32 protein-coding genes and 1 tRNA gene are annotated in these 26,883 nt (G+C 61.9%); 19 read left to right on the top strand and 14 right to left on the bottom strand.

The annotated features are described in order from the left end of the window. Positions 1-14: 14 nt before the first annotated feature. Positions 15-1,100: an FG-GAP repeat domain-containing protein gene (locus GLL_RS05500; RefSeq protein WP_164928672.1), complete on the bottom strand. Its 1,086-nt coding sequence runs from the start codon at positions 1,098-1,100 to the stop codon at positions 15-17. Positions 1,101-1,333: 233 nt separating this feature from the next. On the opposite strand from GLL_RS05500, the gene GLL_RS05495 reads away from it, so the two are divergent. Genes GLL_RS05495 through GLL_RS05485 form a run of 3 tightly spaced genes read left to right on the top strand, consistent with a single transcriptional unit; the run spans position 1,334 to position 4,806 of the window. After that, entirely contained in the window at positions 1,334-2,191 is an 858-nt protein-coding gene (locus GLL_RS05495; protein WP_011141059.1) for an RNA polymerase sigma factor, read from the top strand. After that, the gene (locus GLL_RS05490; protein ID WP_164928671.1) at positions 2,178-2,822 is read left to right on the top strand and encodes a hypothetical protein; all 645 of its coding nucleotides are present in this window, start codon (positions 2,178-2,180) and stop codon (positions 2,820-2,822) included. The genes GLL_RS05495 and GLL_RS05490 overlap by 14 nt, the downstream gene beginning before the upstream one ends. 19 nt (positions 2,823-2,841) lie before the next feature. Beyond that, on the top strand, positions 2,842-4,806 hold the full coding sequence (locus GLL_RS05485) for a S8 family serine peptidase (protein ID WP_164928670.1): 1,965 nt from the start codon (positions 2,842-2,844) through the stop codon (positions 4,804-4,806). 42 nt (positions 4,807-4,848) lie between these two features. Here the strand turns inward: GLL_RS05485 and GLL_RS05480 are convergent, their stop codons facing one another. After that, on the bottom strand, positions 4,849-5,451 hold the full coding sequence (locus tag GLL_RS05480) for a hypothetical protein (protein WP_164928669.1): 603 nt from the start codon (positions 5,449-5,451) through the stop codon (positions 4,849-4,851). Positions 5,452-5,544: 93 nt separating this feature from the next. Here GLL_RS05480 and GLL_RS05475 point away from each other — a divergent pair. Then, a tRNA-Gln gene (locus GLL_RS05475) sits at positions 5,545-5,617 on the top strand. A 10-nt stretch (positions 5,618-5,627) separates the two neighbouring features. Then, positions 5,628-6,080 carry a nucleoside deaminase gene (locus GLL_RS05470; protein WP_011141055.1) on the top strand — a complete coding sequence of 151 codons (453 nt, stop codon included), beginning with the start codon at positions 5,628-5,630 and terminating at the stop codon, positions 6,078-6,080. Between the two features lie 64 nt (positions 6,081-6,144). On the opposite strand, the gene glnA is transcribed toward GLL_RS05470, so the two are convergent. Next, positions 6,145-7,563, bottom strand: coding sequence for a type I glutamate--ammonia ligase (gene glnA / locus GLL_RS05465; protein WP_011141054.1), 1,419 nt, complete (start codon positions 7,561-7,563; stop codon positions 6,145-6,147). 192 nt (positions 7,564-7,755) lie between these two features. Between glnA and argH the strand changes: the two genes are divergently transcribed. Continuing rightward, complete coding sequence (gene argH, locus GLL_RS05460) at positions 7,756-9,162, top strand: argininosuccinate lyase (protein WP_011141053.1); 1,407 nt, start codon at positions 7,756-7,758, stop codon at positions 9,160-9,162. 66 nt (positions 9,163-9,228) lie between these two features. Here argH and GLL_RS05455 read toward each other — a convergent pair whose 3' ends face one another. After that, a complete protein-coding gene (locus GLL_RS05455) occupies positions 9,229-9,471 on the bottom strand; it encodes a hypothetical protein (protein WP_011141052.1) in 243 nt (80 codons plus the stop codon). Positions 9,472-9,713: 242 nt separating this feature from the next. Here GLL_RS05455 and GLL_RS05450 point away from each other — a divergent pair, with 242 nt between their 5' ends. The 3 genes from GLL_RS05450 to dusB are packed head-to-tail and all read left to right on the top strand — an operon-like array spanning position 9,714 to position 11,727. After that, the gene (locus tag GLL_RS05450; RefSeq protein WP_164928668.1) at positions 9,714-10,343 is read left to right on the top strand and encodes a hypothetical protein; all 630 of its coding nucleotides are present in this window, start codon (positions 9,714-9,716) and stop codon (positions 10,341-10,343) included. A gap of 17 nt (positions 10,344-10,360) precedes the next feature. Continuing rightward, the gene (locus GLL_RS05445; protein ID WP_011141050.1) at positions 10,361-10,687 is read left to right on the top strand and encodes a heavy metal-binding domain-containing protein; all 327 of its coding nucleotides are present in this window, start codon (positions 10,361-10,363) and stop codon (positions 10,685-10,687) included. Between the two features lie 11 nt (positions 10,688-10,698). Next, positions 10,699-11,727 carry a tRNA dihydrouridine synthase DusB gene (gene dusB, locus GLL_RS05440; RefSeq protein ID WP_011141049.1) on the top strand — a complete coding sequence of 343 codons (1,029 nt, stop codon included), beginning with the start codon at positions 10,699-10,701 and terminating at the stop codon, positions 11,725-11,727. 54 nt (positions 11,728-11,781) lie between these two features. Here dusB and GLL_RS05435 read toward each other — a convergent pair whose 3' ends face one another. The 7 genes from GLL_RS05435 to psb28 all read right to left on the bottom strand — a co-directional run bounded on the left by GLL_RS05435 (position 11,782) and on the right by psb28 (position 16,973). Next, positions 11,782-12,219: a PIN domain-containing protein gene (locus GLL_RS05435; protein ID WP_011141048.1), complete on the bottom strand. Its 438-nt coding sequence runs from the start codon at positions 12,217-12,219 to the stop codon at positions 11,782-11,784. Between the two features lie 6 nt (positions 12,220-12,225). Beyond that, positions 12,226-13,233 carry a hypothetical protein gene (locus GLL_RS05430; RefSeq protein WP_164928667.1) on the bottom strand — a complete coding sequence of 336 codons (1,008 nt, stop codon included), beginning with the start codon at positions 13,231-13,233 and terminating at the stop codon, positions 12,226-12,228. A 129-nt stretch (positions 13,234-13,362) separates the two neighbouring features. Continuing rightward, on the bottom strand, positions 13,363-14,523 hold the full coding sequence (locus tag GLL_RS05425) for a homospermidine biosynthesis protein (RefSeq protein WP_011141047.1): 1,161 nt from the start codon (positions 14,521-14,523) through the stop codon (positions 13,363-13,365). Between the two features lie 4 nt (positions 14,524-14,527). Further along, positions 14,528-14,740 (bottom strand): DUF2555 domain-containing protein, encoded by a 213-nt coding sequence (locus GLL_RS05420; protein ID WP_011141046.1) that lies wholly within the window; start codon positions 14,738-14,740, stop codon positions 14,528-14,530. A gap of 38 nt (positions 14,741-14,778) precedes the next feature. Continuing rightward, on the bottom strand, positions 14,779-16,026 hold the full coding sequence (locus tag GLL_RS05415) for a hypothetical protein (protein ID WP_011141045.1): 1,248 nt from the start codon (positions 16,024-16,026) through the stop codon (positions 14,779-14,781). A 7-nt stretch (positions 16,027-16,033) separates the two neighbouring features. Then, positions 16,034-16,576, bottom strand: a complete 543-nt coding sequence (gene ribH, locus GLL_RS05410; RefSeq protein WP_011141044.1) for a 6,7-dimethyl-8-ribityllumazine synthase — start codon at positions 16,574-16,576, stop codon at positions 16,034-16,036. Between the two features lie 22 nt (positions 16,577-16,598). Further along, on the bottom strand, positions 16,599-16,973 hold the full coding sequence (psb28, locus tag GLL_RS05405; protein WP_164928665.1) for a photosystem II reaction center protein Psb28: 375 nt from the start codon (positions 16,971-16,973) through the stop codon (positions 16,599-16,601). A 117-nt stretch (positions 16,974-17,090) separates the two neighbouring features. Here psb28 and tpiA point away from each other — a divergent pair, with 117 nt between their 5' ends. Then, positions 17,091-17,813: a triose-phosphate isomerase gene (gene tpiA / locus GLL_RS05400; RefSeq protein ID WP_011141042.1), complete on the top strand. Its 723-nt coding sequence runs from the start codon at positions 17,091-17,093 to the stop codon at positions 17,811-17,813. 3 nt (positions 17,814-17,816) lie between these two features. Here tpiA and GLL_RS05395 read toward each other — a convergent pair whose 3' ends face one another. After that, positions 17,817-17,987: a hypothetical protein gene (locus GLL_RS05395; protein WP_164928664.1), complete on the bottom strand. Its 171-nt coding sequence runs from the start codon at positions 17,985-17,987 to the stop codon at positions 17,817-17,819. A 56-nt stretch (positions 17,988-18,043) separates the two neighbouring features. Next, the gene (locus GLL_RS05390) at positions 18,044-18,649 is read right to left on the bottom strand and encodes a CPP1-like family protein (RefSeq protein WP_011141041.1); all 606 of its coding nucleotides are present in this window, start codon (positions 18,647-18,649) and stop codon (positions 18,044-18,046) included. A gap of 119 nt (positions 18,650-18,768) precedes the next feature. Here GLL_RS05390 and aroA point away from each other — a divergent pair, with 119 nt between their 5' ends. The 4 genes from aroA to GLL_RS05370 all read left to right on the top strand — a co-directional run bounded on the left by aroA (position 18,769) and on the right by GLL_RS05370 (position 21,502). Then, positions 18,769-20,067, top strand: a complete 1,299-nt coding sequence (aroA, locus tag GLL_RS05385) for a 3-phosphoshikimate 1-carboxyvinyltransferase (protein ID WP_011141040.1) — start codon at positions 18,769-18,771, stop codon at positions 20,065-20,067. An 87-nt stretch (positions 20,068-20,154) separates the two neighbouring features. Beyond that, the gene (locus GLL_RS05380) at positions 20,155-20,622 is read left to right on the top strand and encodes a DUF4864 domain-containing protein (RefSeq protein ID WP_011141039.1); all 468 of its coding nucleotides are present in this window, start codon (positions 20,155-20,157) and stop codon (positions 20,620-20,622) included. 73 nt (positions 20,623-20,695) lie between these two features. Beyond that, positions 20,696-21,037 carry a hypothetical protein gene (locus tag GLL_RS05375; RefSeq protein ID WP_164928663.1) on the top strand — a complete coding sequence of 114 codons (342 nt, stop codon included), beginning with the start codon at positions 20,696-20,698 and terminating at the stop codon, positions 21,035-21,037. Between the two features lie 138 nt (positions 21,038-21,175). Then, complete coding sequence (locus GLL_RS05370) at positions 21,176-21,502, top strand: hypothetical protein (RefSeq protein WP_164928662.1); 327 nt, start codon at positions 21,176-21,178, stop codon at positions 21,500-21,502. Positions 21,503-21,506: 4 nt separating this feature from the next. On the opposite strand, the gene aat is transcribed toward GLL_RS05370, so the two are convergent. Then, entirely contained in the window at positions 21,507-22,088 is a 582-nt protein-coding gene (aat, locus tag GLL_RS05365) for a leucyl/phenylalanyl-tRNA--protein transferase (protein ID WP_011141036.1), read from the bottom strand. A 116-nt stretch (positions 22,089-22,204) separates the two neighbouring features. Here aat and mutS point away from each other — a divergent pair, with 116 nt between their 5' ends. From mutS to GLL_RS05340, 5 genes are read left to right on the top strand one after another with little or no spacing between them, the layout of a single operon-like run. Beyond that, positions 22,205-24,877, top strand: coding sequence for a DNA mismatch repair protein MutS (gene mutS / locus GLL_RS05360; protein WP_011141035.1), 2,673 nt, complete (start codon positions 22,205-22,207; stop codon positions 24,875-24,877). 34 nt (positions 24,878-24,911) lie between these two features. Continuing rightward, complete coding sequence (locus GLL_RS05355) at positions 24,912-25,469, top strand: Uma2 family endonuclease (protein WP_011141034.1); 558 nt, start codon at positions 24,912-24,914, stop codon at positions 25,467-25,469. Beyond that, positions 25,466-25,915 carry a hypothetical protein gene (locus GLL_RS05350; protein ID WP_164928661.1) on the top strand — a complete coding sequence of 150 codons (450 nt, stop codon included), beginning with the start codon at positions 25,466-25,468 and terminating at the stop codon, positions 25,913-25,915. Before GLL_RS05355 ends, GLL_RS05350 begins: the two co-directional genes overlap by 4 nt. 17 nt (positions 25,916-25,932) lie before the next feature. After that, positions 25,933-26,214, top strand: coding sequence for a hypothetical protein (locus tag GLL_RS05345; protein ID WP_164928660.1), 282 nt, complete (start codon positions 25,933-25,935; stop codon positions 26,212-26,214). 38 nt (positions 26,215-26,252) lie between these two features. After that, positions 26,253-26,840, top strand: a complete 588-nt coding sequence (locus GLL_RS05340; protein ID WP_164928659.1) for a hypothetical protein — start codon at positions 26,253-26,255, stop codon at positions 26,838-26,840. The last annotated feature ends 43 nt before the right edge of the window (positions 26,841-26,883 follow it).

Genomic DNA, 26,883 nt, shown 5'->3' with positions numbered 1-26,883 from the left:
CCTGGGCAGAAGTCTTACTTGGTAATTGCCGACCAGGGGCTGGGGGTGCCCTGGATTTGCGTTGTGCTCGGAAGTCCGTTGGCGGCGTTCAAAGACGCGACATTGACCACCTGGGGCAGGTAGCCGGTGAGATTAAAGGTGATGCCGTTCATCAGCCAGATGGCACTCTCGCCGGTGACCTTGTTGCGCCAGACGATGTCGGTCTGGCCGTCCTGGCCTGCGACGACCTGCGGGATAGCACCGCTCTGAAGCTTACCGTAGTCGCCCACCCCGACGATCTCCCAGTCGAGATTGGTCACCGGCGAAAAGGTCGCCGACTCGGTGAAGGTGGTGCCGTCCAGATACCAGACGCGGTGAGCGCCGGCCTCGCTGCCGCTGCCGTAGTTGCGCCAGAGAATGTCCGGCTTGGCGTCGCCGTTAAAGTCGCCCGCCCCCGCGATCCGCCAGTTGAGGTCGCTCTCCGCCCCAAGGATGGTCGTGGAGACGCGCACGGCTCCGTTCATGTACCAGATGCGCACTTCGCCGGTGGCCGTGTTCTGCCAGAGGATGTCCGGTTGGGCGTTGTTGCCGAAATTGTCCACCGCGACAATTTGCCAGTCGAGATCCGTCTCCGCCGGTAGCGGGATCTGTTCGAAGTCATCATCGTCGTCATCGTCATCATCGTCATCGTCGTCGTCTTCCAGCGACCAGACGTAGTTCAGGCCGGTGCCGGAGTCGCGCCAGACGATGTCCGTCTTGCCGTCGACCGTGAAGTCTCCAGTGCCGCCGATTTGCCAATTGAGATCGGGTTGGGCAGGCAGGTTGGCCGCCGAGAGGTAGGTCAGGCCGTCCATGTACCAGACCAGATTGTTGCCCGCCTCGGCGCCGGTACCCAAGTTACGCCAGATTACATCGGGTTTGCCGTCGCAGTTGAAGTCGGTGCGCGCGCAGGCGGGCAATTGGGCGGGTGCTGAAGCACTGAAGACCGCCAAAGCCGCGCACAGGCCCGAGGCGGCCAGCAGCCCAGGCCCCAGGCGATAAAGCGCCGATCGCCCGCGGGGGCGAGAAGCAGCGAATGCCCTTTGGAATATCAAGATACCTTGCTCCTTGTCGTGCTTCATTCTCGTTCTATAAGTGCACATGGGTCATTTTGAGGGGTTCGGTTACCACGCGGGTGTGCGCGAAGGCGAACAACTTTGCCCGGGCATCGACCTGTTGGCCTTCGAGGTAACCGCCGGTCGGCCTTTTGCCCATGGGCAGGTAGGATACCACGCTGTCCGACCCGCGACTTGAAGAAGGCCGGACATTCGGACACAGGTTGCCGCTCCGGGAGTGTTTCGATGGATAGCGAACCATGGAAAGTGCTGTTGCACCGTTGTTCGAAAATGTGAAGCAGATGGCCGTAACCGACCTCGATCGCCTGGCAGGCAATCTGAAGCCGCTGTTGCGGCAGCGGGAGGCAAGCTGCTGCAATCGGGATTATGCTCTGTCCGCCCGGTTGCAGGCCGTCGAGTCCGCCGACGGGGCGTTGCGCGAAGCGGGATTGAACGTCTTTGTCGAGGAAGTGGCGCGATTTAGCCGGGCGTTTCTCAAGCGCAAAGATTTCTGGCAGTTGGGCAGCCGTCCTCTCGATGCGGAGGATTTTGTCATGGAGGTGCTCATCCGGCTGACGACCGGGGAACTAGACAACTTTGACCCGGCGCGGGCCGGGTTTGGCACCTGGCTGAAGGCCACGGTACTGCGCACGACTTTTGCCGAACTGAAGCGCCGCGACAACCCTTATTGGGGGCGCACCCGGAACCTGGGGCTGCGCGCCGAGCGCTCGCGCACCCAGGCCCAGGCGCTCGCCAACCCCGCTTCGCTGAATACGCCGCTCGGCCAGGGCGGCGATGCCGTTCTGCAGGATGTGCTGGTGTCGAGGGGAAGTTCACCGGATTTTGAGTTGTTGGAAGAGCAGTGCGCCTGCCGTTTCCGGCAGGCTATCGAGGCACTCACGCCGGAGGAGCAGGTGCTCATCGAGCGCGCCTACGCCTTCGACGAAAGCCACGAGCGGATCGCCGGCTCGCTGGGGGTGACCCGGGCGGCCGTCACCCGGCGGCTCGGGCGCATCCGCAACCGACTGGTGGCGCTGTTGGGAGAATCATTTTGTCACGACTGCGATGGAACTCGATTTGCCAAGGAGATCTTTGGAGACCCCCATGATGAACCCTGATCGCTTCGAAAAGGCGCTGCCGACCCTGATCAAAAATTCCGGCTGGGTGCGCAGCCCGGGGCGGCACCGCCCAGCCGGTGCACCACCGCAGACCCGTCCGTCCCGGCGCACCCCCTCGCCGTGGCTGTGGGCAGCCCCGGCCTCCCTGGCGGCAGCCGGTCTGGCGGTGGTGCTGACGGGCCGCCTGCCGGGGCTGCTGCTCGCTCCGGCGCCCCACACCGAGGAATTCTCAGAGCCCCAGAGCCTCACCGATGTGCCCGAGCCGGTGCGCTTTCCGCTGTGGCTGGAGCGCGGCGCCCGCGGCCAAGTGGTTTACCGGGCGCCCGCCGAGACGCTGGTGGCCAATACGGCGGTGCGCCTGCCGGTCGAAGGGCGGGTGGGAGCGGTCTCCTTTCCGGCGGGTACCGCCCTGGTCGGTTCGTTGGTTCCCGTCGATGCCGCCCATGCGGTGCTGAAGTTCGAATCGCTGATTTTGAACGGCCGCACCTACCGCATCCAGGCCACCAGTGCCCCGCTGGCCAGCAAAATGCAGACCCGCCAGGGCAGCACAGCGGTCGCGGTCGTCGAACTGCGTCCCGCCCAGGTGCTGCCCGTGCGCTTCGACGAAGCGGTTCAATTGGAAAGTCTTTAGATCGGTGGAGTGGTCGGGCATGTCGTCGGGTTTCTCACTACACAATCTGCGCGCCGGCGCCCTGGGGCTGGGCGGGCGGGTTGTCGCAATCCAGTTCCTGCTTGCCGCCCTTTTCGGCCTGTGGCCGGGGGTAGCGGTAAACGCCCAACCGGCGGGGGCCGGAGCGGACGAGACCATAAGCCGCCTCGGGCCGCGGGTGCTCGAATTTAGCCGGCGCAAAACCGTGCGCGGCAAACCGGAGGCGAAAATTGACGTGGTCGTCTTCGCCTTGCCCGCGCTGAGCGAAACCCAGCGCATCAAACTCGAAGATCTGGGCATCGATGCGGCGCGGGCCGTGCGGGGCGGCTCGCCGCTGGCGGCGACGCCGGGGGTGCTCCGGGCGCTGTCCCGGCTCGACTTTGTCGTACACATCGACGACCGGCACCTCACCAAGATGGATTCGACCATCGCCAGCTACCTGGCCGCCCTGGACGGCGGCCGTCCCGGAGGTAACCCGGCAGCACTCGAAGTCGAAGTCACCCTGCATCCCGACCTTACCGCAGCCCAAAGGCAAACCCTCGCAAGCTTCGGCCTCGACCCGCAGGCAATCGCCTACGACCGGGTAGTGGGAGCAGTAGCTACCCAGCGGCTCGAACAACTCGCCGCCCAGGAGTGCGTACTGGGAATTTCGCTTCCCAGCGAAGAAGAACAACAGCAGGCTCCTCGACTGCCGGCCCGGATCGACAGCCCCGCCGATGTGGCCAAGTTGCACCAGCGCGGCTGGACGGGCAAGGGCGTCAAAGTGGCTGTCATCGACGGCGACTTTGATCCCAAAGACCCACGACTCGCCGGCGGCGGCGGGGTGCTGTACGCCGAAACGGTCGGGGCGGTGCGCGGCGAAAGTGCCGCCGGTAAGGCCCACGGCACCGCCGTCGCCGCCATTCTCCGAGCGGTCGCCCCTGAGGCGCAGTTGATTTTGCTCTCGGTAGGCAGTGCTCCCGGCGGCAACGTCTACCGGGCGATCGACCGGGCGTTGGCGCTGGAGGCCGATGTGATCAATGTCTCGCTGGGTAAGGCGATTCCTGAAGAGAGCTTTTTGCGCGGCGACGGCCCGCTCGCCCAGGCTTTAGGCCGCAAGCTCGCCAAGCGCGGCACTTCGCTGGTGGTGGCGGCGGGCAACTACAACCGTTCGCTTGCCTACCTTCCCGACGGCGGCCGCTTCGACGGCCGCAGGCTGCTGCTGGGGCCGCAGCGGCAGACCCAGATCCGCTTTTTCTGGCCGCGCCGGTTACCGGACAATCAGGTCTTCGTCGCCTGGGACGACGAGTACGCTCCGGTGGCCCGGCGTGCGAGCGATCTGACCCTCGAAGTGCGCGAGGCGCGCTCCGACAAAGTCGTAGGCTTCTCCAACGACAACCAGTTGGGCAGCAAGCCGCCCAAGGAGGTGCTGCGGCTGGCCCGGCCCGGCTCCGCCAACTTCGGCAAGCCCGGCTTCATCCCGGTCACCGGCGGCGGTGAATATTTTGCGATCGCGGTCGGTAGCGCCATGCCCCCCCAGACCATGCGCGGCCGGGCGCTGCGGGTCGGTGTGAGCCAGGCAGCCGTGCTCGAATCGCCCAGCAACGCCGCGAGCATCAGCGCCGCCCCCTACGCCCTCGCCGCCCAGAGTCTAATGGTCGGTGCCCTGGAGGCCAAGGGGGGCAAGTTCGCCATCGTCCCCCACAGCGGCCGCGGTCCCCAACTAGACGGCGTACCCCGCCCCGACGTGCTCGCCCGCGACGCCGGAGCGCTGCTGCGCGGCACCTCCGCTGCCGCGCCCTTTGTGAGTGGAGTGGTCGCTATGCTCAAAAGCCTCCAGCCGGATCTCAAGCCGCCTGAGATCCGTGAGCTGCTCAAGCGCACCGCCGGCCGCGGTGAAGCCGGCGGCATCGACCCGGTAGCGGCGATCGGCGCGGTGGTCTCCGCCAACGGCAACACCCAATTTCTGACGGCCGTCGACCACTAGTAAGCCTGCGAAGCAATCCGCAAGTCGAACGAGCGGGTCGGGCTAATCTCCAGAATTGCTGCGCCCCATCGCCTGCAGCAGCGCAGTGAGGGCACTGTCTTCTGAGGGGTTGATGCGGCGATCAAGCATGGCGATACCGACGGCCCTGGCTAGGGCGAGGGCAGCCACATCCGGATCGAGCTCCGCGAGCACCGCTTCGAGCGGCTGTGGACTGGATAGATGCGAACGGATCCCAGCCAAGGTCGCCTCGTCGAAACCGAGGGCCATCAGTTGGGGTCTCAGATTCTCCCAGGGAATCGGCCCCTCGCCCTGGCCCGCCTGGATCATGTGGGCGAGCAGGCGGTGCAGCTGGCTCTGCTGGGTGGGGGTGGGCTCGAACGGAGCGGCGGTGGGCATTCCTGGGGTGCGCTGAAGTTTGCCTAGGATGTGTTGCCAGTCGTGGGGGTCGCAGGCTTCAGGCTTCTCGACGCAAAAAGAGACGTAGATGCGGTTGGTGTCCGGTTCCAGGTGGGTGACCCGGGCGCGCACCCCGAGGAACCCGAGCCACTGCGAAAGCAAATTGACCAGCGTCGAGCGCGGCGCTGCGGAACCGGCCAGAAGCCGGATCTGGGTATGCACCATCGGGCGAACGATCTGCGAGAGCATGCGTGCACCTGTAGAGCGGTCGATTTTCACAGCATACAGAGAGGGTCGCAGCTTGACACTGCCCAAAGCGGTGTGCGAGCTTGGATAAGCCATTGGGGAATGGTGTAATTGGCAACACGTCAGGTTCTGGCCCTGAAGTCTCTAGGTTCGAGTCCTAGTTCCCCAGCTAAGCCCAAGTGAAAAGTCACAGCGAGTGGATGGGTATGGCCCTGGAGCTGGCGCGCGAGGCGGGCCGGGTGGGGGAGGTACCCGTCGGTGCGCTGGTGGTGGATGCGTCCGGAGTGCTCCTGGCTACCGGCGCCAACCGCCGCGAGCGCGACTATGACCCGACCGCCCACGCCGAGATCGTGGCGATGCGCGCCGCCTGCGCGAAGCTGCGCGACTGGCGGCTGACCGACTGCACGCTTTACGTCACCCTGGAGCCCTGTGCGATGTGCGCCGGTGCGATTTTGCAATCACGCCTGGGCCTGCTCGTTTACGGCGCCGACGATCCCAAAGCCGGAGCAGTAGGTTCGGTGCTCAACTTACCGGCGAGCGCCGTAAGCTTCCACCGCCTGCCCGTTGTTGCAGGCATTGAAGAGCGGGCCTGCCGGGATTTGCTTTGCAGGTGGTTTGAGGAGCAAAGGTAACCGAAAAATCAAAACCCCGGCCAAGCCGTAGCCGCCGGGGCGAAAGTTACCGCTCAGGCGTCGCTTAGACGTCGAAGTAGAGCGAGAACTCGTAGGGGTGGGGCCTGAGCGACATCGGGATCACTTCTTTTTCGAGCTTGTACTCGATCCAGACGTTGATCAGCTCCTCGCTGAAGACGCCGCCCTCGGTCAGAAAAGCGTGGTCCTCTTCGAGCGCCTTGAGGGCTTCGGAGAGCGAACCGGGGGTGGAGGGCACCTTGGCCAACTCCTCGGCGGACAGCTCGTAAATATCGACATCGAGAGGCTCGCCCGGGTCGATCTTGTTCTTGATGCCGTCCAGACCCGCCATCAGCATCGCCGCAAAGGCGATGTAGGCGTTGGAGCTGGCGTCGGGGCAGCGGAATTCCAGACGCTTGGCCTTGGGGCTCTTGCCGCTCAGCGGGATGCGGATCGAAGCGGAGCGGTTGCCCTGGGAGTAGGCCAAGTTCACCGGCGCCTCGAAACCGGGCACCAGGCGCTTGTAGGAGTTGGTGGTCGGGTTGGAAAAGGCCAGAATCGCCGGGGCGTGCTTGAGCAGGCCGCCGATGTAGTAGAGCGCCATTTCGCTCAAGTCGGCGTACTTGTCGCCTGCGAACAGCGGCTGGCCGTCCTTCCAGAGCGACTGGTGGGTGTGCATGCCGGTGCCGTTGTCGTTAAAGATTGGCTTGGGCATGAAGGTCGCTACCTTGCCGTGCTTGCGGGCGACGTTTTTGATCACGTACTTGTAGATCTGCAGCGCGTCCGCCGCCTCCACCATCGACAAAAAGCGCACCCCAAGTTCGGCCTGACCGCCGGAGGCCACTTCGTGGTGGTGCTTCTCGATGGGCACCCCCAGACTGCCCATGGTGAGCAGCATCTCCGTGCGGATATCCTGCATCGAATCGGTGGGGGCAACCGGGAAGTACCCTTCTTTGTTGCGGGGCTTGTAGCCTAGATTGGGACCTTCGTTGCGGCCGGTGTTCCAGTTGCCTTCGACCGAGTCGAGATAGTAGTAGCCCGCATTCTGGGTCTGATCGAACCGCACATCGTCGAAGATGAAAAATTCCGCCTCGGGACCGAAGTAGGCAGTGTCGGCGATGCCGGTGCCTTTGAGATATTCAAGTGCCTTCGCGGCAATCGTGCGCGGATCGCGGCCGTAGGGTTCGCCCGTGCGCGGCTCGCGGATCGAGCAGGTAAGGCTCAAAGTCGTCTCTTTGAAGAACGGATCGATGAACGCCGTGCTCGGATCCGGCACCATCAACATGTCCGACTCGTTGATGGCCTTCCAGCCACGGATGCTCGAACCGTCAAAGGGGATGCCCTCGGCAAAAGCATCCGCATCGATCTGGTTGGTGGCAAACGAACAATGCTGCCAGGTGCCCGGCAAATCGATGAATTTTAAGTCAACTATTTTGACGTCCTCATCCTGGATCATCTTGAGAACGTCATCGGGAGTCTTCGCCATGTCGAGGCTCTCCTAGAGCTGTAGTGGGCCAAGTGAAAGAGTGGAGCCAAGCCGGCCAGGGCAGGGCCAACCCATACTAAGGAGGGTCGGGGAGGTGTTTTGTAGTCTGAGATACGCTCTTCGGGTGTGCTACGGGAGGCTTCGGCAGCGGCGTGAGGATATGCTGATGAAGTTGTCTGTCTGCTGTTCACCATGACCGCCACCCCCTGGAGCGCCCGCTTTGAAGCGGGCCTGCACCCGACCGTCGCCGCCTTTAATGCGAGCATCGGCTTCGACATCGAGCTTATCGAGTACGACCTGAGCGGCTCGGCGGCCCACGCCCGGATGCTGGCGCATAGCGGCATCCTCAGCGAAGCGGAGGCTGAGGCTCTAGTCGGTGGTCTTGAGCAGATCCGCTCGGAGTGGCGCACCGGTCAGTTCCGCCCGGGTCTTGAACAGGAGGATGTGCACTATGCCGTCGAGCGGCGGCTGGTGGAACTGGTGGGCGAGGTGGGCAAGAAACTGCACACGGCCCGTTCGCGCAACGATCAGGTGGGTACCGACCTCAGGCTGTGGCTGCGCGAGCGTATCGACCGGATTGTCGGCCGACTTGGCGTATTTCAGCGCACCCTGCTGGATCTGGCCGCTTGCCACGTCGAGACGCTCATTCCCGGTTACACCCACCTGCAGCGGGCACAACCGGTGAGCCTCGCCCACCACCTGCTTGCCTACATCGAGATGGGCGAGCGCGACATCGAGCGGCTGACGCAGATCCGCGAGCGCGTCAACGTCTGTCCGCTCGGTTCCGGGGCGCTCGCCGGAACGGTCCTACCCATCGACCGGCACTACACCGCCCGGCTTCTGGGTTTTGTCGCCCTCAGCGAAAATTCGCTCGATGCGGTGAGCGACCGCGACTATGTGGTCGAATTTCTGGCGGCAGCGAGCCTGATTGCCGTGCACCTGAGCCGGCTTTCAGAAGAAATCATCCTCTGGGCTTCGCAAGAATTTCGCTTTCTTACCCTCACCGATCGCTGTGCCACCGGCTCCAGCCTGATGCCCCAGAAGAAAAATCCGGACGTGCCGGAACTGGTGCGCGGTAAGACGGGCCGCATCTTCGGCCACCTGATGGGGATGCTCACCGTGCTCAAGGGGTTGCCGCTCGCCTACAACAAAGACCTGCAGGAGGACAAAGAGGGCATCTTCGACGCGGCGCGCTCGGTCGAAAGTTCTCTAGAAGCGATGACGATTCTGATGGCCGAAGGCATCGTCTTTCAGCCCGACCGGCTTGCCGGGGCTGTCGAAGAAGATTTCTCCAACGCCACCGACGCCGCCGACTATCTGGTGCGCAAGGGGGTACCCTTTCGGGAGGCCTACGGCGTCATCGGCGCAGTGGTCAAGCACTGCTTAAAATCAAATGCACTGCTGCGGGATCTGCCCATTGCCCAGTGGCGGCACTTCCATCCGGCCTTCGACGATGATCTCTACGCGGCTATCACCCCCAGAACGGTGGTGGCCGCCCGCAACAGCTACGGCGGCACCGGCTTCGAGCAGGTGCGCGCCGCCCTCGGGCGCGCCGAGGCCCGCTGGCAAGGACATTTCCCCTCCGCTTCGGCCCATTAAGTGGACAAATTGTCTACTGGATGTCCAGCGGCATAAGTCGGTAAGACATGGCGAAAACCCGCGCCATTAGAGGTTGTGGGCGAGGCGCAACACCTCGATAAGAAAGCTTGCCGCCTTGCGCGCGCTGTCGTGAGCGTGCTCTTCGACAAGGGCACAGGCTTGCTCCAGGTCGGTCTCAGCCGCCATCGCGCTTTGCAGGTCGTTGGTGATCTCCCCGAGCCTGCGGCAGGCGTCGAGCACACGCGGATCACCGAGCGGCAGGCACTGGATCACCTCGAGCGCATTGGCAAATGTATCGTCCGCTGACATAGATTATTTTAAGAGAAGGACTGCGAGAAATACTACACGCTCTCCGAGCGTATTTCCAGTAAAATCTCACGAAAGTGTGAAAAATCCCACGGATTGTGTCGGGCGGCACCGGGGATCGCCTTCCCATGCCCGGGGGTGCCTGCACCGGTAAGTTACCGCCGATGGGATAACATAGTATCACCGTATACACGTAAACGGCAATGAATGGTGCACTTCCAAAACGTCAGTTCCCTCTTGGGCAATTGCTGGAGAATTTTCTCAACGAAGCCCGCATGACCCAGACGGATTTTTGTTTGCTTTCGGTCGATCAGTACACCGGTGAACGCAACATTACGCAAAACACCCTGCGGCGGATCATGCTGGGCTACAACCCGCACGGGCCAAACCGTCAGGCGGTTCCGTACAACCCGACACCCAAGATCGTCCGCAGTATCCACACGGTCTTCAGCCGCATTCGCGATTGGGAGCAGAGTGTCACTCCCGTCCTGTTTGAAAATTACAATCGCCTGCTCAAAGAGCGCATGGAGCGCGAGGAAGGCGAAGAGGAACGCCACTGGCATGGGCGGCTTGCCAAACTCGAAAAGCTCATCGTGGAGCGGCCCGAAATCGAACAGTTGCGCCTGGTGTGCAAGCAGTCCGTGGGTCTGGTGCCCGAGCGCAGCGAGGCGGAATTATTTAATCTGGCGGGGATTGCCGGCGAATTTGCGGCCTCCGACTTTCGCAACGGCCACAAAGGCTTCGTCGGTCTTCCCAAGCGCAAGGGCGAGCTGATCCTGGAGCTGCGCAACACCGGGCTCAATCCCCAGGAGCAGCAGGAGATTATGAGCAAGCTGGAGACGATCGTGCAAACTTATCTGCAGACCTTGCTGTGAATCGGGAGCATCCTGTTGTGATTATCAGCACCACCACCGCCATCGAAGGCCGCCCGGTCCAGGGTTATCTGGGTGTCGTGACCGGCGAGGCTATCCTGGGCGCCAACGTCTTCGCCGACTTTTTTGCCAAGATCCGCGACATCGTGGGAGGCCGCTCCGCCGCCTACGAGCGCGAATTGCGCAAAGCCCGCCAGATTGCCATGGACGAGATGACCCGCGAGGCGCGCGAACTGGGCGCCGATGGGGTGATTGGCGTCGACATCGACTACGAAACTATCGCCGTTCCCGAAGGGGGCAGCATGTTGATGGTCTCCGTCTCCGGCACCGCCGTCAAACTCAGCTGAGGGAACCCCCCATGGAACTGTCCGCCACCCACCGGGCACGCCTCGCTTCACCCCTCACCATCGGTTCGCACCGCTTCGCCAGCCGCGTGCTCCAATCGCCCCTGGCCGGGGTGACCGACAAGGCGTTTCGGCAACTGGTGCGCCGCTATGCGCCGCACTCGCTGTTGTACACCGAGATGGTGAGCGCTTCGGGGCTGCACTACAGCCGCTCGCTGCCCCAGATCATGGACATCGCGCCGGGCGAGACGCCCATCGGCATCCAGCTGTTCGATTGCCGCCCCGACTTTCTGGCGGAGGCGGCGCGCGTCGCCGAGGCCCAGGGTGCCGATGTGATCGACATCAACATGGGTTGCCCGGTCAACAAGATCACCAAAAACGGCGGCGGCTCCTCGCTCCTGCGCGATCCGGCCACCGCGGCCAAAATCGTCGCCGTAGTCGCGGCGGCGGTAAGCCTGCCGGTCACCGTCAAGACGCGCCTGGGCTGGAGCGACGGGGAGATCAATATCCTCGAATTTGCGCGCCTGATGCAAGAAAGCGGCGCCCAGATGCTCACGGTCCACGCCCGCACCCGCGCCCAGAGTTTCGAAGGCACCGCCCGCTGGGAGTGGATAGCCCGGGTCAAAGCGCAACTGGCCATCCCAGTCATCGCCAACGGCGACATCTTCTCAATCGACGCGGCGATTCGCTGTCTGGAGTTGACCGGAGCGGACGGCGTCATGTGCGCGCGCGGCACGATGGGGGCTCCGCACTTGGTGGGTCAGATCGATCACTATTTGCGCACCGGCGAGCGACTACCCGATCCGACACCCCGCGCGCGCCTGGAGATGGCCTGTGTCCATCTCCACTTGCTTTTTGACTATCTCGGAGCGCCGGGGGTACGCCGGGCGCGCAAGCACATGGGCTGGTACGTGCGCGACTTTCCCGGAGCGGCGGCTTTGCGCGCCCAACTGATGTGCATTGAGACTGTACCCGAGGGAGAAAGGCTGCTGAACGAGGCCATCGAGCGTCTGGAAGCGAAGCCGGTATTGAGTGCAAATTAGAGCTCGTGGCAACCGGTGCGAATGCCTAGGATTTAATGGTACAACTTTCAAGCATTACGAGGTATTGCTAGCCAAGTATGCCGACAAGGTTTCTGTTGTCCAAGTTGGCAGTCCACACCCCAAAAAATCTCCATCAGCAGTCCATATTCCGGCCTCCAGGACCAAGGCCAAGGCAACCGTGGGCCAGTCCTGAGGATCACGGGGGATGCGCAGCAAGGCCTGCATTTTATTGGAGAGATATATGGGCTCAGGAACTGGCTGAATATTCTTCTCGATGCACTGGATGGCTGCGGCGCGTAGAGCTTGTGCACTCTGCAAGTTCTGATTGCCCTTTCGGACCATTGCTTCCATGCGCTTTGCCAGCTCGTATTCGTATTCTTCTACGACTTTCTGGGTTGCAAATATTTCGAGTGCAGGGTTAGAAAAGAGTTCCTGTCCGCGCTTTCGTAGGGATTCACCGACCAGAATGTTCGCATCGATCACTAAGAGCACAGCGGATCAACTCGAGAGATCCAGTAATTTGTTCAGTTCGTCTTCGGTAAGGTTACTTTCCTTCAAAACTTGCTCTAATGCTTGCTCAAATTGTAAATGAGCCTGCCGGATCTCCTCTTTGGTAGCAGTGTTTACAGGAAGATAAAAGCCTGCTACTCTACCGTGCCTTTTCACTACAGACACTTCTCGGTTACCCAATTCGCTCCAGTTCAGTTCAGAACTGCTACTTTCGTCCAAGCTACTGAGATTGTTCGCATACGGATGCAACCCTTTGCTTGCCGGGCTAATAGGCAAATACTTCGATTCATCCTGTGCAAGAACACTGCTAGCGTAGAAGAGATCGATAAAACTTTGTACATTCAAAGCATCTTCAAGGAATGAACCATCGCTAGGCCCCTTAAATTCTTTGCTGCTTCCTAGAATTTTGCAGCCACACACCTCCAAAAGTAAGTTTTTACTGTTTGTGATCTTGAATACAAGCATTCTCTCAGAGCGGAGAAGACCTCCAGGCATCTTGTATCCGAGTGTTTCTCCATCATCCCAGAACAATGAAGCTCTTAACTGCATCATAATCGACTTAATCTGGTCTTTGATTGCGACGACATCCGAAGTAAGCTCGATTTCCGCTTGCGGTTTAAATCTCGCTGCGGAATCGAATGCCCTCGTCCAAACGTCATTGATGGTTAGAGCAAAGATGAATATGCTCACAATAGAGAGTGCAAATAGTAAAGGACTGATACTTATAGAGGCAACGAGGAAAAGCAACAAGGATGACAGAGTAACATGAACAGCAGTAAATAGCACTGCAACGATCTGTTGAGTGCGACGCTTAGACTTTTCGGCATCATCACGCTTTGTGCTACGGATCGTTATCACTCCAGTTGTACGGAGCCTGCTTAAGGTGCGATTGTCACTCAATTCGTTCAAGTAATATCTAAATAAGAAAGCGATCAGAGTAGTGCCAAGACTCTGCAGAATACTAAGTAGAGTATTAAGAAGTTCGGGGCCTATCATGATATTCCTCAAGCAGGTTATTTCAATACAACCTCGAACACTATCGTACTCCTATTTACTAGGTGCTTACCCTGAACACTGGGAGATGAGCACTAGCAAACCAAGGTTTTACCTTCCCAGCTTACAAACCTAACGGCCGGCGGCCTGCGAGGATATGTGCTCGGGAGCCGGTTCGCCCACATTGTGATCTCTTCCCCCAGCCGCCTGGGCCGCCTCGTATTCGGCTTTGAGCTTGGCCATCACTTCGCCCCGGCGGTCGTAGAGGCGCTTGAGCGGGCGGGACTCAGCGTTATCCAAGGCGTAGGCGGTCAGTAGCGGCAGAGCAATCGTCGAATCGACGTAGCAGACCACCGTGTCCGGCAGCCGGTCGGGATCCACTTTGCCCCAGGAGACCGCCTCGGAGGGGGTAGCCCCCGACAGACCGCCAGTATCGGGCCGCGCGTCGGTCACCTGCAAAAAGTAGTCGTGCCCCTTTTCTTGAATGCCCAGGACTTCTTGGATCTGCGGTTCGGTCTGGAGCATGAAGTTCTTGGGTGAACCGCCCCCGAGAATCCAGACCCCGCTCTCACCCCCGGAGCGCTTGGCGTCCAGCACAATGGCCGCGGTCTCGTTGACGTCGAGTGAGACATCGAGGCGCGGACCTTTGCCGTCGAGGGCCATCGCCGCGATGTTCATGCCGATCGAAGAATCCCCGGGACTGGAGGTGTAGATGGGCACCCCGAGACGATAAGCCGCGGCAAGCAGCGATTTATTCTCCAGGCCCAACTGCCGCTCGCGCTCAGCGATGTACTTGCCCGCCAGGTAGTGAAATTCGGCCGTGCCCATGGCGGCTTGAAACTCGGGAGCTTTAAAGATTTCGCGAAAGAAGCGGTCGGTCGACAGCAAGACGTCGTAGTCGAAGAAGATGTCGTAGATGCGCACCACGCCCTCTTCGCGCAGGACCACGTCGGAAATATCGGCCCGGCCGCGGCGCAAATCGAGGCCGATGCCGTGGTGGGTGTCGTGGTAAAGATTGGCGCCCGTGGAGATGATCCAATCGATAAACCCCGCTTCCATGAGCGGAATAATCGCCGCCATACCCAATCCCGTGGGCGTGAGCGCGCCGCTCAGAGTCACGCCTACAGTCACCCCCGGACGCAGCATGCGCTCGACTAAAAGCCGGGCCGCCTCGCGCAGCCGGCCGGCGTTGTAAGCCAAAAACGTGTTGTCGATGAGGGCACTCACCGAGATGCCCGCCCCAATCGGCTGGGGGTCGATCTTTTTGCCCGCCAGAAAGCGATGTTTGGCCATGGGGTTACGATTCGTCCTCTTCGAGTTCGAGCAGATGCACGTAGGCATCGACCAGTTGGGGACGACGATACTGCAGGGCCTTGAGCACTTGCCAGTCGGCGAGGGCGTCGAAGGCGTGCTCGTAATCGTCGTTTTCGAGGCGACGGGCCAGCTCTGCCACTTCTTGGGGCGTCCAGTCCGCGAGGGTCTTGGTGGTGCTGGGGGTGACCACGGCCATATCCTTAAAATTGCGCTTTTTTATCGTACCAACTTCTGCTACGAAGGGGCGTCGCGGCGGCGGTAGAGTACCGGGTTGGCGGTCGGGGCGCAGGTCGGACGGCCTTCGCCGTTGCAGCGGGCGGGGGCGAGGGCAAAAAAATCCGCCCCGCGCAGATCCACAAGCCAGGACGGCCCTCCGGTTGAGACCAGCGCCAGATCGTAAGGGGCGCTCACCGCCGCCGTCAGATCGACGCTGTAGTTATTTGCGGGACGCAAAGAGAGCACCACCCCGTTCGGGCTGCTTCCCGCCTGGATGCGCAGGCTGTCGCGCAGCACCAACCCGACGTTACCCAGCGGGTTCCAGAGGCCGATGAGCACCCCCTGGGCCAGATAGGCTTCGAGGGTAGGCCACTGGGGAGCGTAGGGCGCGGGCCGGTAGATGCCGTCGAGGTCGCGGCCGAGGCCCACCAACAACAAGGGCGGATCGGCAAAATCGGCGGCGGAGTCGTAGATGAGGCGGCCGGTCCGGCTACCGACCGCGACACTCAAAGTAAGCACCTGCTCGCCGCGCGCCAGGTCCACCGAGCGCTGGGCGCCGGTGACGACCACACCGGCCTCCGCCCCCGGGGTGCGCAAAGTTATCTGATATGGCCCGCCGCCCACCGGCAAAGCGACCTGCAAGGCCGGACTGGTGCGCAGTTCCTGCAAGTCCTGCAAATTTTCGAGGGCGGCGCCCGCCTCGGCGCGATAGTAAGAACCGACCATCTGGGGCAAAATCGGCACTCCGTCCACCGAGAGCCCCGACAGCAGCGGTGCGGCGTTCCAGCTGCCCTCGGCGTGGCGGTAGACGCGGCGGCGCAAGGCGCGCTTGGGCTGGCCGAGCCGTTCTTCGACAATCAGTTCTGAGCTGCCGTCGGCGTTCAGATCCGTCCAGCGCACCTGCATCTGGTCTGTGGCACAGATGCGCCGATCGGCAAAATCGTCCTCGCCAACCTCCACCGGCACCGCCGCAAGATTGCCGGTGCGGTAGCGAAAAAACGCGTAGCAGCGACTGCCGGCCCCTTCGAAGACTACCCCAAGCAGTGCCATCCGGCCCGAGAGGGGCACTGTCTCGACCGCCCGGGCCGAAGGGGCGAGCGTCATGCGGATCTCGCTCCTACCCTGGGTGCGCACGCGCAATTCGCTACCCGCCAGGACGATCGTCTCAGCCTGACCATCGCCGTCCAGGTCAAATTTCAACGAAGTCTGAGCTACCGCCGACCACGGCCACAGCCATACCAGCAACACCAGCAGACAGCGGCGCATCGGCAGGTTACTGCAGCAAACTGGGCGGGGTTTGCTCGGGCAGTTCGGGCTGAACGGCGCGCACGGCGACAAGGTGGCGGATTTTGCGGGTGAGGGTGGCCATTTCGATGGCATTCTCGCCGTACTCCCAGCCGAGGTTGCTCTTGATGCCGGCCCGCTCGATCGCCTGCTGCATCGTGTCGGTGGTGAGCACGCCGAAGGTGACCGGCACCCCGGTCTGAAAGGCGAGGGCCTGGATGCCCTTGGCCACTTCCGAGGCGACGTGGTCGTAGTGGCTGGTCTGGCCGCGGATGACTGCCCCCAGGCAGACGATCGCGTCGTAGCGGCCGGAGAGGGCAAGTTGGCGGGCCACCATCGGGATCTCGAAGGAGCCCGGCACCCAGGCATAATCGACCTGGTGCGAATCGGGACCGACGGCGACGCCGTGGCGCCTGAGGGAATCCTCACAGGCGGACAGCAATTTGCCGACCACCAGGTCGTTGAAGCGCGCGATCACAATGGCGAATTTTAGATCCCGGGTGTCCTGGAGGTTGCCTTCGAAGACGGTCATAGCGGTAGGGGAGACGGTGTCACTACTGTTTCATTTTGTCCTGCGGGCCTCGGTCCTGGTACTCCATGCCGTTGCTGGCGGCGTAGCGGTCCATAAACCGGCGCAACCGCTGCCACTGCAAATCGTCGATCAATTCGAAGGTGCACACAAGCTTGGCGAGGTTGTCGTCGCTTTTATAAAAAAATTCGAGATTGCGCGGGGTGACCTGGATGTCGCCTTCTTCGTCGTTGAGCAACATGTACTGGGCACCCCCCGAGGAGAAGCTGCTAAGTTTGTCCATCGCATTCACCTTCTCGAAGACGAACACGACGATGCGGTTGCCGCTGGTCTGGCCGCGGCGCAGTTTGATTTCGGTCAGTTCCTCGCGGATGCCGCTGATAAATTCGATCGTCGCCAAGGACTGCCCTCCCGAATGCCGTTCCAACCACTGTACCGCGCCGAAGCGGCGGGTGCTTTCCGGGCGGATGGGCTGGTACACTGCTGAGGGTAAATCGGATATCGGGGTGTCACTGCCTTGCGACGAAAGGTTCTGGCGGGCAACTGGAAAATGTATAAGACCCGCGGCGAAGCGCGCGCCTTCCTGGAGGCTTTTGTACCGCTCATCTCCCCGGGCGCCGAGAACCGGGAGGTCATTCTCTGCGGGCCGTTTACCTGCCTCGACCTATTGAGCGCCCAGGCCGGACCCTATGCCGTCGGCGCACAGAACGTGCACTGGGCCGATCACGGCGCCTACACCGGCGAAATCGCTCCCCAGATGCTCGTCGAACTGGGTGTGCACTACGTGATTGTCGGCCATTCTGAGCGGCGCGAATACTTCAACGAGACCGACAGCACCGTCAACCGACGCCTCAACAACGCCCAGGATCACGACCTCGTCCCGATTCTCTGCGTGGGTGAGACCGAGAGCGTGCGCAAGGACGGCATCACCGAAGCCCACATCCGCTCCCAGCTCGATCGCGACCTCGAACTGGTGGACATGCGCCGCCTGATCATTGCCTACGAACCCATCTGGGCCATCGGCACCGGCAAAACCTGCGAGGCGAACGAAGCGAACCGGGTGTGCGCCATGATCCGCAAACACGTCAACTTCGAAGGGGTGCCCATCCTCTACGGCGGCTCGGTCAAACCCGAAAATATCGACGAGTTGATGGCCCAGAGCGACATCGACGGCGTGCTGGTGGGCGGCGCCAGCCTCGAAGCGAAGAGCTTCGCGCGGATCGTCAACTTCGAAGTGTGACGCCTACGAATTGAGCACGTGAAAGAGCGCAAACCAAAAAACAGTCAGGCCGCTCAGCGCGGCCAGATCCAGGCAGGCGCGCGAGAAAGTCTTGCCTGAGCGGACTGTGGCATTGCCGACGGAGATAACCGCCAGGCCGGCAAGGGCGACAACCGAAAACGTGGCTAGGTGCATGTACCTAGTGTAGGTCTGCGCTCAGGTCGTTGCAATCAAACTTTGTACAAAGCCAATTAGCGGGCGAGCAGTGTGACCACCCAGAGGATGGCGATAAGCACAAAGCCGGTGAGCCCGGGAGGAACCGACTGGTTCTGCCAAACCGAGGCGAGCGACGAGGAGGCGAGAATGGCGACCACGACGCCGCCCAGGGCGTAAAGTCCCGCCTTCCAGAACACCCGGATCTTGCGGTAGAGAAAATAAATCGTCGCAAACAATCCCAGGGCGATGGCATAGCTGCCGTCGTTGGCCGGGGCGGAAGATGAGAGCGCCAAATAGAGAAGCCAGACAGCCGAGAAAACCAGGGCCGAAACCCCCGCCTCCGGAGCGTTCACAGCGAGTGAGCGCCACCACTGCTGGGTCGGACGGGCAGGCACCGCCTGGGCCGGACGGGCGACCACGGTGCGATCGGCGTAGCGGATGCGCTCGTGGACCTTGATCTTGCCGTCCTGGCGCTGCTTGAGCCGCTGCATCAAAATCGTGTCGTAGGCGATTTCAATGGCCTGCTGACGCTTCTCATCGAGGGCAAACTCCGACAGAAGTCGCGCGCGCGCCTCCTGCACCTCCTCAAAGAGGGCATCTTCAGCGATACCGAGGACATGGTAGGGATTCGGTTCACTCATGGCTCGCGCTCTGCGGGACTAAAGCTTTTCTCTATCAGGCTATCCCAGAGATAGGCCCTTGGACAAGAACCCGGCCGTCTGGCGTACAATCGTCTGCGATTTGACAGCAAAGGTGCGCTGTGGGACAAGCGTTTTCGATTACCCCGGCCCGGCGGCTGAGCGGGGAGATCGCCGTGGCGGGCGATAAGTCTATCTCCCATCGTGCCTTGATGCTCGCGGCCCTGGCCGAGGGTGAATCGGTGATCGAGGGACTGCTGCCGGGGGACGACCCGCGCAGTACTGCCGCGTGTTTGCGGGCTCTGGGCGCCGAGATTTCGGGGATCGACGGCCCGTCGGTGCGGGTGCGCGGCGTTGGCCTGGGCCGGCTGCATGAACCTGCGGATGTGCTGGATATGGGCAATTCCGGTACGACGATGCGGCTGATGCTGGGGGTGCTTGCCGGCCAGCCGGGGCTTTTTTGTACCCTCACGGGCGACCGATCGCTGCGCTCGCGGCCGATGCTCAGGGTGGTCTCACCGCTTCGGCAGATGGGGGCGCGCATCTGGGGGCGCGAGGAGGGCGGCCGGGCGCCGCTCGCGGTTTGGGGAGAGCAGCTCAGGGCGATCGACTTTGTTTCTCCTGTTGCCTCCGCCCAGGTCAAATCGGCCGTGCTGCTGGCCGGGTTGCTCGCCGAGGGGCTGACCAGCGTCAGTGAACCGGTCCGCTCGCGCGATCACAGCGAACGAATGCTCAGAGCCTTCGGAGCCGAGGTCCTGGTAGACGGCACCACCGCCGCGGTGCGCGGGCCTGCCAGATTGCGCGCCCAAAGTTTGCGGGTGCCCGGGGACATCAGCTCGGCCGCCTTCTGGCTGGTGGCAGGCTCGATTGTGCCCGATTCGCAGTTGCTCCTGAGCGGGGTCGGCGTCAACCCGACCCGCACGGGGGTACTCGACGCCCTCGCCGCCATGGGAGCGGATATCGCCGTGGAAAACCGGCGCGAAGTGTGCGGCGAGCCGGTGGCCGACCTGCGGGTGCGCTCAGCCCCCCTCAAAGCCTGCACGATCGGGGGCGAGTGGATTCCCCGGCTGGTGGATGAGATACCGGTGCTGGCGGTGGCCGCCTGCTGTGCCGCGGGCAAAACCGTGATCCGCGACGCCGCCGAATTGCGCGTCAAAGAGAGCGACCGGCTGGCCACGATGGCCCGCGAACTGGGCCGCCTTGGGGCGCACATCGAGGAGCGGCCGGACGGTCTGGTGATCGAAGGCGGCCATCGCCTGGTGGGAGCCGGTGTCGAGAGCCATGACGATCACCGGGTGGCGATGAGCCTGGCGGTGGCCGGGTTGGTGGCCACCGGCACCACCGAAATCGCCGACCCCGACTGTGCGACGGTCTCCTACCCGCAGTTCTACGAACACCTGGCCCGGGTGCGGCAGCAATAACCTGGGCTCGCGACAATCTGGCTGCAGGAAGGATTCCTTCGCCAGGGCAACCTGTATCGTGGAAAAAATCCAATCGAAATCTTACTTATGCGGGCTACCGGCGTCGCTGCAATGTTGCTGTTGCTCATCGGGATTCAGGTGTCGGCGGTACCGTGGGCACTGGCCATACCTGCTGTGCCAGCCGAATTCGCCCAGAGCAAAGCAGCGCTCAAAAAACAACTGGAAGCGGTCATCCAGTCGCAGCTGGCGGCTTTTCGCAAGGGCGACTATGCAAAGGCTTATACGTTTGCTTCCCAGGGTATTCGTCGGCGCATCCCGGCGGCTGTTTTCGCCGAGATGGTGCGCTCCGCTTACCCGGCCATCGCCCGTTCGCGCTCGGCCCGCTTCGGTCCGATTCTCGACGATGGCGATCAGGCGGTGGTGCACGTCGTCGTCGAAGGGGCCGAAGAACAGGCGACTTACGCCTATCAGATGATCCGCGAGGGCAGAGTCTGGAAAGTCAATAGCGTCACGGAGGCGGAGCCGCGGCGTCCCGATGGCCTAGTCTCGACCTGAAGCGCTTGCAGCGATTGGATTTTGGCCGGGGGGCAGATTATGCTGGGTGGGTTGTGAGAACCTCTCGACCACCATGCGCATCGCTTTAGCGTTGTTCTCGATTTTGGCATTTGGTGCGCTGATTGCACCGGTTGCCGTCCAGTCCGAACAAGTCAAAGATTTGTCCACCCAGCCTGCCACCGCCAAAAAGGCCCGCTCCAAATTTCAATCGGCGGCCGACAAGCAAAGGCAAGCCAAGGAGCGCCAGCTCACCCAGCAACTCAACGCCGATGAGCGTCAGGTCGAAGCGGGAGCGCGGCCCGGCTGGACCCTCCAGGGCGCCCCGTCTCCCGCCCAGAAAGTTCCGCGCGGCAACAACGAAACGGCCGTGCAGGGCAACCAACCCGACTCGGCGGTCATCAAGGGTCCACGCTGAGGACGATGTCCATGCCGGTCCATCTCAGACAATCGCGTGGACTCGATGGTAGTCGTTCGAAAGAGTTATGCAACCGTTGGGATTTTTACCGGCGACAGGTGCGCTAGGCTGGTAAATATAGAATCGCCTCTCACCACAATGCTCAAAAGAAATGTGTTAATCGCCGTCGCTGCGCTTGCCGCTTTCGGTGCCATACCAGCCGGTGCCCAGACGAGTACCAGCGTCGATGAGCTTTCTACCGTCCCGGCCCGTACCCTCAACCCGCCACCCGCTTTTGTAATCAATTCCCGCAACGTCACCCGCGACCTCAACGCCGAGGAGCGCCGCTTCCAGAGGCCACCCCAACGCTTCGAGCTGCGCAAAGTCAAATCGCCGCTGCAGAGCGTGCCGCGCGGCAACCAGGAGTCGGCACTGCTTGGCGATCAACCCGACACCGTTATCCTCACCGACATCGTCGAGTGGTAGCCGGTTAGCGAAATTTGCACGGCAGGGCGAGCGCTCCTTTGAGCCGCTGCCGGTATTCCCGGCGCGGAATTTCGACGACGTGGAACTGCACAAGATGCTCGTTGGCGAACTGGGTGTCAAGCAGTGCGAAACCCCGCCCCCTAAGCCGTTCGACCAGATGAAAAAACGCCACTTTCGAAGCGTCGCTTACCCGGCAAAACATCGACTCGCCGAAAAAGGCGCCGCCCAGGCTGACGCCGTAAAGCCCGCCTACCAGTTCGCCGTCCAGCCAGCTTTCGACGGACTGGCCGTAGCCCGTGCGGTAAAGCCGAATGTAGGTGCGGATGATCTCCTCGGAGATCCAGGTGGAAGGTCGGTCGGCACAGGCGCGGATCACCCGCTCAAAGGCGGTGCTGTAGCGAATCTCAAAGCGCTCCTGGCGGATCACCCGCAGCAGGCGCTTGGAGAAGTGCACTTTATCGAGTTCAAAAACGGCCCGCGGGTCGGGTTCGTACCAGTAGATGCGTTGACCCTGGCCTTCGGCCATCGGGAAAAAGCCCTGGGTATACGCTTGCAGCAACAGTTCGGGTGTGAGAGTTACCAGCATTACAGATCCGCCCGGCCCAGGTCTGTGGCTGCACGGGGGCGTGTGGCGGCGGATCTATTATCGCCACGGTTGCAGCCTGTAAGTTAAATTCGTTGCGCTTACCCAGCGTAACCGCCATGGCCGACCCCGCCACTCAACTCTCCCAGTGGGACTTTCGCCGCTTCGCTCGATCGGATCTGACCCCGATGCTCCAGCAGTACGTCGAGGTCAAGGCCCAGCATCCCCACTGCCTGCTCCTGTATCGGATGGGGGATTTTTACGAAACGTTCCTGGCGGACGCCGAAATCGTCTCGCGCGAGCTGGAAATCGTGCTTACCGGCCGCCAGGCGGGCGACAAAATCGGCCGCATCCCGATGGCGGGGATTCCCCACCACGCTCTGGAGCGCTACTGCGCCCAATTGATCGAAAAGGGCTACGCGGTGGTGATTTGCGATCAAGTCGAATCGCCCGAGCAGGCCAAAGAGCGCGCCCGGCAGGCGAAAGTCGCTCGTCGCAGCAAGAGCGACGGCGACGCGCCGCTGTTGCCCCTGCTGCTGGAGGACGGCGAGCAGATTGACTGGGAAGGTGCCGAGAGCGTCCTGGTGCGCCGGGCGGTCACCCGGGTGCTCACCCCCGGTACGGTGCTCGAAGATCAGTTGCTGGTGGGACGGCGCAATAACTATCTGGCGGCGCTGGTGCAGGCGGGGGAGTGCTGGGGATTGGCCTTCGCGGACATTTCGACCGGCGAATTTCAGGTGACCCAGCTGGAGAGTGCCGAGGCACTGGTGCAGGAGTTGTTGCGCCTGCAGCCGGCCGAAGTGCTCCTGTCCGGCGACGCGCCCGATCCGCTGGTGCTGCTGCGGCCCGGCGAGGCTTCCAGCGAACGGCCCGAGTGCCTGCCGTCCCAGTTTTGCTATACGCTGCGTCCCCGGCGTTATTTCGAATTGGACGAAGCGCGGCGGTTGCTGATGGAAACGTTCGGCGTGCGCTCACTCGAAGGCTTCGGCTGCGAAAATCTGCCGCTTGCCGTGCGGGCGGCCGGGGGGTTGGTGCAGCATTTGCTGGAGACGCAGCGGGGAGTGTCGATTCCCCTGGAGGGCATCCGCACCTACACCCTCTCGCAGTACCTGATTCTCGATCACCAGACCCGGCGCAACCTCGAACTGACCCAGACCGTGCGCGACGGCGCGCAGTACGGCTCGCTTTTGTGGGCGCTCGACCGCACCCGCACGGTGATGGGGGGGCGCGCCCTCAGGCGCTGGCTTTTGCAGCCGTTGCTCGATACGCGCGCCATCGGCCGCCGTCAGGATTCGGTGGCCGAGTTGTACGACGAGGGGCTGTTGCGCGAACGGCTCCAGCGCATTCTTGAATCGGTCTACGACCTGGAGCGGCTCGCGGGACGCTGCGGTTCGGGCACCGCCAACGCCCGCGATCTGGTGGCTCTGGGCGAATCGCTGCTCAAATTGCCCGCTCTGGCCGAGGCGGTGGCCGCGAGCACCAGTCCCTACCTCAAAGCCCTTCAATCCATTCCTGTCGAACTGGAGCGGCTTGGAGAGAAGCTGCGCCGCACGCTCGTGGATACCCCGCCGCTCATCCTCACCGAGGGCGGTCTGATCCGGGCGGGCGTCCACCCGGAACTGGAAGGAATGCGCGGGCAACTTATCGAAGATCGCGACTGGCTGGTGGATCTCGAAGCGCGCGAGCGCGCCCGCACGGGCATCCAGACTCTCAAGGTGGGCTTTAACAAAGCCTTCGGCTACTACCTGTCGATCTCGCGCGGCAAGGCCGAAAAAGCGCCCCCCGAGTACCTGCGCAAACAGACCCTCACCAACGAGGAGCGCTACATCACCCCCGAACTCAAAGAGCGCGAAACCCGCATCCTCAACGCCCAGCAGCAGACCAACCAGCTTGAGTACGATATTTTTAACATCCTCAGGCAGGAGGCGGGCCGTCACGTTTCGGCTCTGCGGCAGGTGGCCCGGCGCGTGGCCGCCCTCGATGCCCTGGCCGGTCTGGCTGAGGTGGCCGTCTACCACGACTATTGCCGTCCGGTGCTCGGCGAAGGGCGCGAGGTGCACATCGAGGCAGGCCGCCACCCTGTGATCGAACAGGCGATCCCGGCGGGTTTTTTCGTGCCTAACGACGCGCGCATGGGAGCCGAAGCCGAGCCGGACTTGATCATCCTCACCGGCCCGAACATGTCCGGCAAATCGAGCTTCATCCGCCAGGTGGCATTGATTCAGCTGTTGGCCCAGGTGGGGGCCTTTGTGCCCGCCAGGGGGGCTGTGCTCGGGGTGGCCGATCGCATCTTTACGCGCGTGGGAGCGGTCGACGATCTGGCCACCGGCCAATCGACCTTCATGGTCGAGATGACCGAGACGGCGAATATCCTCAACCACGCCACCCCCCGCTCACTGGTCTTGCTCGATGAAATCGGCCGAGGGACGGCGACTTTCGATGGGCTGGCCATCGCCTGGGCGGTGGCTGAGTACCTGGCAAGCCACATCCGCTGCCGGACCATTTTCGCCACCCACTACCACGAGCTGAACGAACTGGCTTCGGTGGTCAGTGGTGTCGCCAATTATCAGGTGACTGTGCAGGAACTGGCCGATCGAATCGTCTTTTTGCACCGGGTCACCCCCGGCGGGGCGGATCGCTCCTACGGCATCGAGGTGGGCCGGTTGGCCGGATTGCCGCCTTCGGTGGTGGCGCGGGCGCGCACGGTCCTGGCCCAGGTCGAACAGCATTCGCAAATTGCCGTGGGCTTGCGCGATTCTAACGGCAGCGCCTCCGAGTCGGCCGCTGGCTAAACTGAAGGCGGGTCGCCGCAGGAGGGCATTTGCAATGACCACAACCGGGCTGCGCGCGTGGACCGTCGAGGAATACCACCGCATGATCGAGGCCGGTATTTTGACTGCTGAGGATCAAGTTGAACTGCTTGAGGGACAAATTGTTCAGATGAGTCCACAACAGCCGCTCCACGCCTCTGTCATCAGCCGAACCGCCAAAACCTTTGAAAGGTTGCTTGGAGAAGTGGGAATTGTGAGGGTACAGTCACCCATCACCTTACTGCCCGATTCAGAGCCGGAACCGGATATTGTGGCAGCCCGCCTGGATGAAAACTTTTACCAGGATCGGCACCCGGATGCTGCGGATATTTTGTTGCTTGTCGAGGTTTCCGGTTCCACCCTCGCTTACGATCGCAGGCACAAGGCCATGATTTACGCCCGCGCCCGGATTGCCGACTACTGGATTTTGGATGTCGGCACCCGGCAACTGCTTGTCTTGCGCCAGCCCGGCTCAGAAGGTCACTCCGAGCAATTTTCCCTCGGAGAAAATGACAGTATTGTGCCGCTTGCTTTTGCTGTCGTTCAGATAGCTGTAAAGGATTTATTCCCTTGATGCTGAGCCGCCTACTCGAATGGGTCGTGGCCATGGCTGGATTTGCCTACCAGGAACAATTCGAGGATCTGATAACTGCCACCCGTTTTGCCTGGCGGTCTCTCCAACGCCGTGCACCGGAAATAGAGCCACCTTTACGCCAGCAGTTGCAGACGAAACTGATCAAAAGTGCTTTGGGTAAAGCACAGAGCATTCACGAGCAGGCCACTCAACACCTCTTCTCGCTCATCGTCGCACCGGAAACGAGCCACTTGAGCTTCGCTGGGACCATGAAAGCGCTCAATCTGCTCCACACCCGCACCGTCGAGGTCATTGAATCCATCGGCCGCGGTGAATCCGACGGCGAAGCCGGTGCCCGTGTCCCAGTCCCCAAAATTCCGCCACCTGGCGGCTTGCAGGCGGAGGCAGAGCCGCAAACGTGGCCTGCCTGGCCCCAGAACGGTTGAACAGGAGGCAAACATTTATGCCAGACATCTACACGCCGCGCCCCGATATCGTGACGCGCTTTCTCAAAGAAGCCGGTTTCGAAAGCCAGGTGCAGCCGACGATTTTGAAGGACCGGCCGAAGGAAATTACCTACCGTTTCCGCACCAAAGATACCTACGTGGAGTTCTACGTCCACGACATCAAATCCATTCCGGAACCGCCGAGGCCGGTGTTCGAGCCAGCTTCCGCGGCGGGCGGCGCACTTGTCGGTGCGGCTCTGGCTGCGGCAATAGGTTGGTGGTTTTTTCGCCGCCCCTGAAAGCTATCCTGATGTCGCCTCTATAGGGGAGCCATCGGGTGGACCAGGAGATGCGAGTTTGGGAAGACAGGTTTTCTGTAGCGGTAGCAAAGACTACGCGCGTGTTCACCAATGTAGGTAACGACCCGGCTTTGGCGATGCTGCTGCCTCAGGTAGAGCTCCAGGTACGAAGCCTGGCCACGTCTTTGCATAATGTCGCTACTTTCGAGCGGATCAACGACGAAGTGGTTGCCGTATTTCCCAGTGATACAGCCCTGCTTGAGCCGGTAACGCAAGCTATCGAACGACAACTGCATATACGAACTAGGCAAGAGAGCGGGGTGGTGCTGGTACCCCTGCCTTTACTCGGTGAGCAGGTCTGTTCCCAGCTGCAGCAAGAGGTTGTCGACGAAGGAAAAAACTCCATCTGGAAACTTTACGAGAATGCGCAGACTGCTCTCGAACCTGAACAAAGCGACGCTTTATCCGCGCTCCTATGGCTGAGGCAATTGCGGGATCGTGCCCTCGCCCGCATTGCCGACCTCGGCGACGGCAGCGGTCCTGCCGGTAGCAAGATCAACAATCGTCCTCCTTCGCCCCTGGAACCTGGCGATCTGGCTGCAGACCCACAAATCAGGTCAGACTGAGCGGGCATACTTCCAGCCCCGACCCAATTGGGTAGCCGTTGGT

Source organism: Gloeobacter violaceus PCC 7421 (genome assembly GCF_000011385.1).
GTDB lineage: Bacteria > Cyanobacteriota > Cyanobacteriia > Gloeobacterales > Gloeobacteraceae > Gloeobacter > Gloeobacter violaceus.
Note: the sequence above shows the minus strand (reverse complement) of the source record. Positions and strands in the feature narration are given on the sequence as shown.